Here is a 10,458-nt window from a genome sequence, read left to right on the forward strand (position 1 = left end):
GGCTTATGTCTGTGTGGTATCCATGGTTCTTGTTATCGGCTATTTAATCGGATATCAGGCGTTTAAGTTTATTAAGAGATTTTTTGAGCTACTACATGTCTCTTGGGGTGCATCTCATTTGGGGTTTGTCAAAATTTTTATTTTATTGGCGATCGTATCAACACCCATCATGTTGCTACTGTATTTTTATTGTTGGTATTTTGTCGTCATACCGTCTGATGGGAAGTGTACTTTCTATTTTAGCCATTTCTTTAGTTTGCCATAAGTTCGGACGGGCAATCTCTTTTTCTATTCGTCTTAGGGAGTTGATGAGTAACGAAAAATATTATCAGATTTTTATGGCTTTTATTTTTGTGTATGTGGTCGTTTCTGCGTTTTCGATAGGGTATTTGCGTTCAGCCTTTTTTACGGGTTATGATATTATTGAAGTAGAGAATCGCCCTTATTATATCTTGGTGGCAAACGGTGATGAAGGGTTTATCTTGGGTGAGAACATCAAGCATAACAGCCATTTTATCTTTTTTGATCGCAAAACTTTAAATCATTACACCATACACATCACACCATCTCCTTACCTACCCTATAAAAACCAACTATCAGCACAAATATATCACCAAGAATAAGCAATATTTGACAATTTGTATAGTAAATTCTATTCAAAGCACAACAGAGGTTTTCTGTTCGTGGTGAGCTATGCCCACCCATAACGGAGAACCGCTTCACCCGCAGGCATAGCTCAGGGTGAACGGTTTTTGTAGTAAAATTCAATTTTGTTGACTGTACAAGACAGGGCAAATGATGGCAGTGTCATTCAAAGAAAACTGTACTTATCACCCATCATGGACTTATTTAATGGTGAGATTGTCAGTTATGCGACAAAGGATAGACCAACATACGCATTGGTCAAAGAGATGTTAAATGATGCTTTATTAAAGTTAGGTGGTGCAGATAGGTATGATAAGAACAGTAAGAACAATGAAAATAGCAAGCGCATCATTCATTCAGACAGGGGCTGGCATTATCAAATGCACCAGTATCAACAAACCTTAAAAGAGCAAGGCTTAACCCAAAGCATGTCAAGAAAAGGGAACTGCCTTGATGATGCCATGATAGAGAGGCTCGAAGGTACACCAAAGAAGAGATATTTTATGAGACAACCACATTTACATCAAGCGATGAGCTTAAAACCACCATTGATGAATACATACACTACTACAATCATGATAGAATAAAGAGCAAACTAAAAGGACTAAGTCCTGTGAAGTACAGAAACTTAGTCCAATCAGGGTTAATCAAGCCTTGATGAAAACCTAACCTTTATCTTATGTCTAAGATTTGGGGACAGGTTCGATTCAATGGCTTTTTGATTAAATGAATAACTAAATTATTATGAACCAGTACCTACTGTGCAACCTGTTGGAGCAAACTTGTCTTTCCAACCTGCAACAGTTTTTTTGTTAATAGTACAAGTCCACACACCCTGATTATCACGATTTTGAGAGATTTCAATGCCAGTAATATCTGTGTTCGCATTGCCACCTACGGTACCTGTGATACTACCAGTACCAGCACCAGTAAGAAAACCACCTTTGATTTCTACTTTGCTTAGCAAGTTAGAACGTGGTGAAGTAGATACAGCATCTTGAGCATCTGAGCTTAGACCAATATTTTCTTTCGCTTTAGTATTTTTAGCTGCAGCGGCATCCTTAAGTGCAGGGATTTTACCTTCAAATAGAGCAGCATCCACAGCAGTTTTACCAGCAGCTAGCTCACCCACGATACGAGTGGTTTGAGACTTAGAGATGTAGTCTTGGTAAGCAGGTAGAGCGATTGCAGCTAGGATACCAATAAATGTTATTCATGAATGCGTTTGTCAAAAGGGCGATTTTGGCGAATAACGGCATAGCTGATGGTGAGTAATTTGCGCATGATGGCGATAATAATTTGTTTTTTGGTTTTGCCTTTTTGTTCCATGCGTTTGATGAACTTTTGAAAAGCGGGATATCGACCAAAGCTGACTATGACAGCGGGCATAAAAAGGGCTGAACGTAGTTCTTTTTGTCCACTAAATCCAATGGAAGACTGCTTGTGAATACTAATGCCTGATTGATGATGACGAGGGGCAAGCCCAGCATAGCTTGCTAGATGTTTGGCACTTTGAAATAATGAACCATCTCCAATGGCAACCAGTAAATGTGGCAGTGTCTTTTTGCCAATTCCAGGTATTGTGGCAAGTAGGCTGGCACGGTGATTTAGCTCGGGCGTGCAATTGATGAGTTGCCAAATTTGATGATCGAGCTGTGTGATGCTGTCACTCCAATGACGAATGTTGTCATCAGTATACGATTTCACATAAATAGACAGAGCTTCCTGTCGAGTGCGTTCTTTGATGAGTTGCCGTTTGTGGTGTTCACGTTGTTTTAGAAGGGCAGTCAGTTTTATTTCGTTGTCTGATTTAGGCTGCCATAAAGGTGGATTTTCTTTTGCACCATAGCGTGCCAAGAGAATGGCATCCTGCTTATCTGTCTTGGTGCGTATGCCTAGGCTTTTGGCGTATGCATGAATATATAAGGGGTTGACAATACTTACCTTATGATGATGAGAGATTGCCCAATGAGCTAATTTTTCCCAATAAGCCCCCGTTGCCTCAATAATCAAATGTAAGGTAGATGTGTTATAATGATGTGCTTGAATCCACAATGTTAGCTCTATAAAACCCTGTTGGTCATTTGTGAATGTACAGTTTTGCCAAGTGTTATGGCTAATAAAGCAGGCGTCAAATGTGTTTTTGGCGATATCAATCCCAATGTAAGTTTTAGACATGGTAGTATAAAGCACCAAACTAGTTTGGTAAAGGAGTTGTCTCAACCTAGCTTGCGGGTTTTGCTCCCAGGATACCAAGCGAGTTTTCCCCAATATTATTGCACAATGCATGAATTATAGAGGATTTGATCTATAAATGCAAATTTAACGGTAATTGTTCTATGACCATAAAAAAGAATTCTTCTAAAAAATATCCCGATTGGCTCGTTCATGATTACAAACTGCCAAAGCTTGATTGGCTGCTTTTGGCACAGGCATTGATTTTTTTGCTGATTCCCAATGTTTTTTTGCTGATTGGTGCGTATTTTGTGGGTGTGTCTCGACCTCTTATTAACATTGATTATTTTGTGGCATGTGTGCTATTTGCTCTGCCTTATCGGTTTTTTCGTGTGTTGGCGATGTTGGTGCTGCGCTTTGCACCATAAGTCTTGATGTTGTGATGATGACCATGCAATTATTCCCATTTTTGGATATTTTTGCAGCAATATCACTTGCTCCATTTTTGGTCAATGCCCCCTTGCGTTATATGGTGCTTGTAGGAATTGTGGCGACATATCTTACCGTTATGCCCTTTATTATGAGACGACTTGCCAAACCTTTTATGATTAAGACAGGATGGCTTTATGTGCTATTTGTGTCACTCGTTGGTTTTTTTGCGTATAGCCACTTTAATGAAATCAAATATGTAGATAGACATGGTGAACGATTTGCTCAGTCAGATTACTTTGTCATTCATAGCCAGTACAAACGCTATCGGTGGGTGGCAGATAGTGAATTTGTTAAACATTTTGGCAAAGTACCAACCATGATCCCCATCGACATTGATAACGCCTCTAGCTATTTTGGCAATTCTGATAAAAAATTACTCATTGTGGCAGAGTCATGGGGGGTGGCACGTCATGATAGCACTCAAAAAGATATTTTGGCAGGTATTTACAATCAAACTGACAGACTAGAGTTTATCAAGGACGGTTATTTTGACTTTGCAGGAGCAACGGTGGAAGGTGAGCTTAGGGAGCTGTGTTTGCTTGACGTAGAGGGTGGTTATGCCTTTAATAAAGTTGCTAATAAAGAATTTGACAACTGTTTGCCTAATCAATTAAAGCGGATGGGGTATCATACCATAGGCATGCATGGTGGATTTAGTCAGATTTATGAAAGAGATTTTTTGTATCCAAAAATGGGTTTTGCTGAGACGGTCTTTGCTGAACATCATGGCGACAAAAAACGTTGTGAGGCTTTTAATGGTATTTGTGATAACGAACTGTTTGATATTGTTGCAGAAAGTTTTGCCACCCATGATAAAAACTTCTTTTATTGGCTAACCCTAACCAGTCATTCCCACTACCCTAGAGGTGATATCATCAATCACCGACTAGACTGCAATAAGCACAACCTACCCAAAGGCGATATTTGTAACAACTTTATGCTACACGCCCAGTTTTTTGATGGATTGGGCGAACTTATCAAACGCCCTGAGATGGCAGGTGTTGAGGTGATTGTTGTGGGCGATCATATGCCTCCGCTGATGATGCGGGAGCCTATCCATTCGCACATTCATTGGCAGCGGGTGAGCTGGTTGCATTTTAAGGTTAAAGCATGATGTTAAGAGATTGGTTTTTCGCCAAATTTTGCTACCAAGTTAAAGTCTTCATCAAGGGCGAAGTATGCTCCATTGTATTTTGCCATGACAGATAAGATATACAGCTTGCCGTATTGTTTTTCCAAACTTTGCAGGACGGCTAAATCATCCATGTTTTGAGCAAGAGTACGTCGATTGGCTAGATCGGTTTCTTTAATAACATCCAAAGCTTGTAACATGGACTGATAAGGGTGCTTTCGATCTGGTGTATAGACAGCCGCAGGTAATTTGCCTAGTTTTTCATATTGCGATAATTCGCCCAATTCAAAATCGGTCATCTCGCGTTTATTGATAACCGTTGCTGAGCTTTTGGGGTAGATGATGACTGCTTGAGGTTGTTCTTTGTAGAGTGTGGTCAGACCATATCCCAAGGCGGCAATCTGAACGGCACCAATGATAACAAAGTCAGAGATGATTTCTTTTTTGGGTTTGGCAGGATTATACACCAAAAATGACAACAAAGGTCCTAGCACGACATCCACCAAGAAGACCAAGGTAAGCCCCTGTATTGCCCCCGCCATGGTAAAGTACACGTCAGGATAAGCAAAAAAATATACCCAAGCTACCACAAAACAGAAGATGAGCAACGAGATGGTAAAGTGAGTGATGCCGGCTTTAGCTTTGGTTTTTATCAAAGAGAGGGTAAGTGATGTCATAAAATAAAAGTTGGTACAGAAATTGCTTAATTATATCAGATATTAATTTCTTTACTAGAGTTATGATGAAAAACAATTTAAATGCCCAACAGGGCTTCACCTTAATGGAGTTGATGATTGTGGTAGCAATCATCGGGACGTTGGCAGCGATTGCCTTACCTATGTATCAAGATTATATTGCTAAAGCTCAGGTGAATCGTGTGCATTATGAGATTAATGCAGCTCGCACCATCATTGATTCTATTTTGGCAGATGGACGGTTGCCCACACTTGATCCGCAAGAAGCAGATAGTGATGATAGTTTTGAATACATTGGCATGACAGAAGACCCACAGTCGAATCTAGTGTATATTGCCCACATCGATATTAAAGAGGGTAGATTTAATAAACTGACCGCTGAATTTGGCAAGGATTCTTATACAGCACTGACAGGGGCGAAGCTGTCCATGGTGCGTGGCAATGATGGGTTGTGGTCGTGTGTATTGGAAGAAAGATCATCTGGCTGGAAGGATAAATATACGCCAATATCATGCAGAGAATGATAAAATAAAACCACTCATCACGAGTGGTTTTATTTTTGGGTTATTTAGGATAGTGCAATCAAAACAACACACGCACCTTGATGGTCTGCGGTACGGAACGCAAGCGCTCTAGGGCTTTGGCGGAGTCGTTGTCGTCCACGTCCATGACCAGATAGCCGACATCGCCACGAGTCATCATCGACTGGGCGGTGATGTTGATGCCAGCGTCCGCAAAGGAGGCATTGACCTGCGAGAGTACACCAGGGACGTTTTGGTGAATGTGTAGCAGGCGGTGGCTCTTGTCCGTGAACGGAATGGAGACGTTGGGAAAGTTTACGCTACTTGTCGTGTCGCCCATGTCAGAGTAGCGGACGAATTTGTCAGCGACTTCTAGACCGATGTTGGCTTGGGCTTCTTGGGTAGAACCGCCGACATGGGGGGTGAGAATGACGTTTTCAAAGGCACGAAGGGGCGAGATAAACTCTTCATCAGCCGATTTTGGCTCTTTGGGGAATACGTCAATGGCAGCCCCGAGCAGTTTGCCACTCTCCAAGGCGGCAGCTAAGTCTTCAATATTCACACACCCGCCACGAGCAGCGTTGATAAAGAATGAGCCGTCTTTCATAAGACCAAACTCACGAGCGGTCATCATATTACGGGTGCTAGGCAGGTCAGGGACGTGCAGAGTTACCACGTCAGCTTTTTCTAGGAGTTCATCAAAACTGCCCACTTGCACGGCATTACCCAGTGGCAGTTTGGTCAGCACGTCATGATAGATGACTTTCATGCCCAGTCCTTCGCACAGGACGGACAGCTGTGAGCCGATAGAGCCATAGCCCACGATACCCATGGTCTTGCCACGCACTTCATAGCTGTCTTTGGCAGATTTGTTCCAGCCGCCACGATGGACGACCGCATTTTTTTCAGGAATGCCACGCATGAGCATGATGGTCTCAGCAAGCACCAGCTCGGCGACCGAGCGAGTGTTTGAGTAGGGGGCGTTAAAGACGGGAATGCCCAGCTCTAAGGCGGCGTCCAAATCCACTTGGTTCGTACCGATACAAAAACAGCCGATACAGATGAGTTTTTCGGCAGATTCTAGCACCTTGCGAGTGAGTTGGGTGCGTGAGCGGATGCCGATGAAATGGGCGTCTTTGATTTTTTCGATGAGTTCATCTTCGTCAAGGGCGGTTTTGATGTATTCGATGTTGGTGTAGCCAGCTTCGTTTAGCACTTTTAGGGCGTTGTCATGCACGCCTTCTAAGAGCAAAAAGCGGATTTTGTCTTTGTTAAGGGATAAAGTCATGAAAAATCCTTACAATAAAGAGTAGTTGGCAAAGGCATAGTTATACACCCATTTGGCAGATTTTGCAAAGGGTTTTGGGCGTTTTTTGTAACTTGATTAGAAATAAGGTCATTGGCAATTTGACTTTTGCAAAATTTTAAAGGAAATTTAAAAATTTTCATCATGTATGTAAATGTTGGTTATCAGTAACTTTTTGTTTTGTCCTAAAAAACCATGATACAATAACCTAAATCGGTAGCAAAATGAAATTTTAGTTGTCAAATTTTGAACATGTGCTATAATTTGCCACTTTTAAATTTTTGATAAGTTTACATTTGTTCTATTAAATTTAAAAAGTATTATTGCCGTGCAAGCGGTCAAATCATTATTTATGATTACTCTTGCAAAACTGGTGTGCAATGGATTTTTCTTAACTATCATTCCTAATTTCATTGAACCACACGCCGAACGTCATGACCTTGTTAAACCCAAATTTTAGTTGATAAATTGGGTTTGGGTTTAGGGATACAGTCATCAAATTTTCATATGTGATTGATAAGATTGAGATTGTATTCATAGGTTTTTCTTTTAACCCTTATCTGAGATGGTAATCCGATATGAGCGTTCATTCTGTAAATCATGCCCCAACCGCCCCCAAAGACGGTGCAACCAACGACTACTATTTGACTCGTCAAAACCAGATGGAGTCAAATGTTCGTAGCTATCCTCGCAAACTTCCATTAGCAATCGCCAAAGCACAAGGATGCTGGGTAACAGATGTCGAAGGCAACGAATACCTTGACTGCCTAGCAGGAGCAGGTACGCTAGCCCTAGGACACAATCACCCTGCCACCATCAATGCCATCAAAGATGTGCTAGAAAGCGGTTTGCCACTGCATACCCTTGACATCACTACGCCAATCAAAGACGCATTCACCGAAAAATTGTTGTCATTTTTTCCAAAAGATTTTGTCTTGCAGTTTTGCGGTCCAACAGGGGCTGACGGTACAGAAGCTGCCATCAAGCTTGCCAAAACCTATACAGGGCGTGATAATGTCATCGCATTCTCTGGCGGCTATCACGGCATGACGCACGGCTCACTTGCCATGACAGGCAACCTATCCGCCAAAGAAAAGGTGGGCAATCTCATGGCGGGCGTGCAGTTTATGCCTTATCCACACGAATACCGTTGTCCGCTAGGGCTTGGTGGCGAGGCAGGCGTGGACGCTTTGACTTATTATTTTGAAAACTTCATCGAAGATGTAGAAAGTGGTGTGGTAAAACCCGCTGCTGTTATCCTAGAAGCCATTCAGGGCGAAGGCGGTGTTGTCCCTGCTCCCAAAAAATGGCTCCAAAAGATTCGTGAAGTTACCGCCAAGCACGACATCGTGCTGATTTTGGACGAAGTACAAGCTGGCTTTGCTCGCTCTGGCAAGATGTTCGCCTTTGAACACGCTGAGATTGTCCCTGATGTGGTCGTCATGTCTAAGGCGGTGGGCGGTGGTTTGCCGTTGTGCGTGCTTGCCATCAACAAAAAATTTGACGCATGGTCGCCAGCAGGTCATACAGGTACTTTCCGTGGCAATCAGCTAGCCATGGCGGCAGGCTATAATGTCCTAGAACAAATCAGCAACAATAACCTTGCCGAAAACTCACGCATTCAAGGCGAGTTTTTGCGTGATGAACTGCGTAAAGTGGCACAAGAATTCCCCTGCATCGGTCATGTGCGTGGACGTGGCTTGATGGTGGGTATTGAGATTGTGGACGAGCGTAAATCCGCCGACCATATGGGGTCATACCCTGCCGACAGTGAGCTTGCGGTCGCTATCCAAAAAGCGTGCTTTGATAATAAGCTACTGTTAGAGCGTGGTGGTCGTGGCGGTACGGTGGTGCGTTTGCTGTGTCCGATTACAATCACTCGTGAAGAGTGTGAGCAGGTCATCACTCGCTTTAAAAAGGCGGTGGGCGAAGCGGTAAAAGCGGTTCGTGGTTGATACTTATTTAAAAACCATTAAAAATCAAAAGCGTGCGATGAAAGTTGCACGCTTTTATTTACTATTGTTTAAATTTTGGTTAAAATTGAGAAAAAATTAAGGAAAATTTTATGACTTCCCCAAAATTCCCCCAATGTATCTATCTTGGTGAATTTCATTCATAAACTTATGGCAAATTACCTGCTTATCTGCCTGCCACACAAGGCGGGTTTTGCTTACATTATCACCCTGATGATGTAACTCTTGCCAATCGTCAAATTGAAAATACCGTTTTGTGTCTTTTAGAAGATGCACCGATTGGATTGGTTCAAATACATATTATTGATTTTGCCTATCGTCCAAATTTTCCATTTTTAACCCAACTTGAACGCCAAAAATTATGTCATCTGTACACCAATGATAATGCCAGTACCCAAATTTTTAATGAATTAGAGCAAACCATTCAATACCGCTACCGTCAGCTATTTAGCCCCAATGACAGTCATCTTGATGATTATAATGCTCACACCAAACGCCCAGAACCTTATTTGGTGTTGATTATCAATACCGCAGATTTTCCCAAAAACAGCATTTCGCCAGAGCGTTTACAGAATTTTTTAAAATATGCTTATAATGCAGGTGTTTATGTCATTGCCTTGCACAACAAAAAGCAAATCATCAATGACCACGAACACACCCTAAACGCATTGTTAAACACATTATCGTCGATTAAACTCAAAAGAGATTTTACTTGGCTAGAATGCGATGAAACGATTTTACCTGTGCAAAAAATGGCACAATTTGATTATTCATTTTTTCTTGCCGATGTCAATCAAACCGCCATTGTTCAAAAAATACAAGATAAATTAACAGTCAATGACGACAATGGCGAAAGCGACTTTTTGCATATCAAAATTGGCAGTTTACCCAATGGCGATGACGCATTTTTATCGTTGGGGCAAAAGAGCGAAAATTACAGCGTTTTGCTACTAGGCGTACCAGGTTCAGGTAAATCCACTTTGATGAATAACATCATTATGCAGATTGGTAAACAATACCACGCAGGGCAAATTCGCTTGTATTTGCTAGACTTTGCAGGCGTGGAATTTAATCAATTTAAAAATCACCCCAATGTAGAAAAAATCTTTTTGGAAGCCAATGCCAGTGAATATGGTTTGGCTTTATTAGAAAGTTTACGCCCTGATGTAGAAATCAGACGAGAGCTTTTTAAATCACAAAATATCAAAGACATTAATATTTATAATAACCAAAATCCTGATAATCCTTTACCTGTAAGAAACTCACCCGTTATTTACACTTTGTTTAAAATAAAACTCCAACCACTCATAAGGAGTAAAAGTTAAAGTTTTTCCTGTAATCTCATCTTTCTTGGTTAAAGATGAATGTGGTCTAACAGTGTTGTAGAAATTAAGAAATCTGGTTAATTCTTGCTTTCTGTGTTCACTGCTGACAAACTCATATTGATTATGCCAAAGCTCCATCAATGTTCGTATGACCCGTTCAGCTTTGCCGTTGGTTTGTGGTCTGCCTACTTTGG

11 protein-coding genes and 1 pseudogene are annotated in these 10,458 nt (G+C 41.5%); 7 read left to right on the plus strand and 5 right to left on the minus strand.

Annotation, left to right across the window (positions count from 1 at the left end; all coding sequences use genetic code 11):
- The first annotated feature begins 83 nt into the window (after positions 1–83).
- On the plus strand, positions 84–623 hold the full coding sequence (locus tag K941_RS17230; RefSeq protein WP_156892336.1) for a hypothetical protein: 540 nt from the start codon (positions 84–86) through the stop codon (positions 621–623).
- Positions 624–818: 195 nt separating this feature from the next.
- Positions 819–1,303 (plus strand): annotated as a pseudogene (locus K941_RS15705) (IS3 family transposase); the annotation flags it as partial.
- An 84-nt stretch (positions 1,304–1,387) separates the two neighbouring features.
- Here the strand turns inward: K941_RS15705 and K941_RS15710 are convergent.
- Positions 1,388–1,858 (minus strand): pilin, encoded by a 471-nt coding sequence (locus K941_RS15710; RefSeq protein ID WP_051226043.1) that lies wholly within the window; start codon positions 1,856–1,858, stop codon positions 1,388–1,390.
- Positions 1,855–2,823, minus strand: coding sequence for an IS110 element transposase-like pilin switch DNA invertase Piv (gene piv, locus K941_RS0111250; RefSeq protein WP_029103691.1), 969 nt, complete (start codon positions 2,821–2,823; stop codon positions 1,855–1,857). Before piv ends, K941_RS15710 begins: the two co-directional genes overlap by 4 nt.
- A gap of 161 nt (positions 2,824–2,984) precedes the next feature.
- On the opposite strand from piv, the gene K941_RS16540 reads away from it, so the two are divergent.
- Both K941_RS16540 and K941_RS17555 read left to right on the plus strand, forming a co-directional pair.
- Positions 2,985–3,248 (plus strand): hypothetical protein, encoded by a 264-nt coding sequence (locus tag K941_RS16540; RefSeq protein ID WP_051226044.1) that lies wholly within the window; start codon positions 2,985–2,987, stop codon positions 3,246–3,248.
- A gap of 14 nt (positions 3,249–3,262) precedes the next feature.
- Positions 3,263–4,426, plus strand: a complete 1,164-nt coding sequence (locus tag K941_RS17555) for a sulfatase-like hydrolase/transferase (RefSeq protein WP_051226045.1) — start codon at positions 3,263–3,265, stop codon at positions 4,424–4,426.
- Positions 4,427–4,428: 2 nt separating this feature from the next.
- On the opposite strand, the gene K941_RS0111260 is transcribed toward K941_RS17555, so the two are convergent.
- On the minus strand, positions 4,429–5,121 hold the full coding sequence (locus K941_RS0111260) for a hypothetical protein (RefSeq protein ID WP_029103692.1): 693 nt from the start codon (positions 5,119–5,121) through the stop codon (positions 4,429–4,431).
- 113 nt (positions 5,122–5,234) lie between these two features.
- Here K941_RS0111260 and K941_RS0111265 point away from each other — a divergent pair, with 113 nt between their 5' ends.
- Positions 5,235–5,663 carry a pilin gene (locus tag K941_RS0111265; protein ID WP_167539605.1) on the plus strand — a complete coding sequence of 143 codons (429 nt, stop codon included), beginning with the start codon at positions 5,235–5,237 and terminating at the stop codon, positions 5,661–5,663.
- A gap of 58 nt (positions 5,664–5,721) precedes the next feature.
- Here K941_RS0111265 and serA read toward each other — a convergent pair whose 3' ends face one another.
- On the minus strand, positions 5,722–6,948 hold the full coding sequence (serA, locus tag K941_RS0111270) for a phosphoglycerate dehydrogenase (RefSeq protein WP_029103694.1): 1,227 nt from the start codon (positions 6,946–6,948) through the stop codon (positions 5,722–5,724).
- A gap of 596 nt (positions 6,949–7,544) precedes the next feature.
- Here serA and K941_RS0111275 point away from each other — a divergent pair.
- Both K941_RS0111275 and K941_RS0111290 read left to right on the plus strand, forming a co-directional pair.
- A complete protein-coding gene (locus K941_RS0111275) occupies positions 7,545–8,921 on the plus strand; it encodes a diaminobutyrate--2-oxoglutarate transaminase (protein ID WP_029103695.1) in 1,377 nt (458 codons plus the stop codon).
- A 272-nt stretch (positions 8,922–9,193) separates the two neighbouring features.
- Positions 9,194–10,264 (plus strand): FtsK/SpoIIIE domain-containing protein, encoded by a 1,071-nt coding sequence (locus K941_RS0111290; protein ID WP_115341132.1) that lies wholly within the window; start codon positions 9,194–9,196, stop codon positions 10,262–10,264.
- On the opposite strand, the gene K941_RS17560 is transcribed toward K941_RS0111290, so the two are convergent.
- Positions 10,202–10,458: integrase core domain-containing protein (locus K941_RS17560; RefSeq protein WP_208854377.1), on the minus strand; the 257-nt coding region annotated here is incomplete at its 5' end. The two genes, K941_RS0111290 and K941_RS17560, sit on opposite strands and share 63 nt — an antisense overlap.

It is taken from the genome of Moraxella caprae DSM 19149 (genome assembly GCF_000426885.1).
In the GTDB taxonomy this organism is placed as follows: domain Bacteria; phylum Pseudomonadota; class Gammaproteobacteria; order Pseudomonadales; family Moraxellaceae; genus Moraxella; species Moraxella caprae.

Bases quoted from the DNA above. Each gene is read 5' to 3' on its own strand.
- piv (WP_029103691.1), bottom strand. From the start codon at position 2,823: ATGTCTAAAACTTACATTGGGATTGATATCGCCAAAAACACATTTGAC.
- K941_RS16540 (WP_051226044.1), top strand. From the start codon at position 2,985: ATGACCATAAAAAAGAATTCTTCTAAAAAATATCCCGATTGGCTCGTT.
- K941_RS17555 (WP_051226045.1), top strand. From the start codon at position 3,263: ATGATGACCATGCAATTATTCCCATTTTTGGATATTTTTGCAGCAATA.
- K941_RS0111260 (WP_029103692.1), bottom strand. From the start codon at position 5,121: ATGACATCACTTACCCTCTCTTTGATAAAAACCAAAGCTAAAGCCGGC.
- K941_RS0111265 (WP_167539605.1), top strand. From the start codon at position 5,235: ATGATTGTGGTAGCAATCATCGGGACGTTGGCAGCGATTGCCTTACCT.
- serA (WP_029103694.1), bottom strand. From the start codon at position 6,948: ATGACTTTATCCCTTAACAAAGACAAAATCCGCTTTTTGCTCTTAGAA.
- K941_RS0111275 (WP_029103695.1), top strand. From the start codon at position 7,545: ATGAGCGTTCATTCTGTAAATCATGCCCCAACCGCCCCCAAAGACGGT.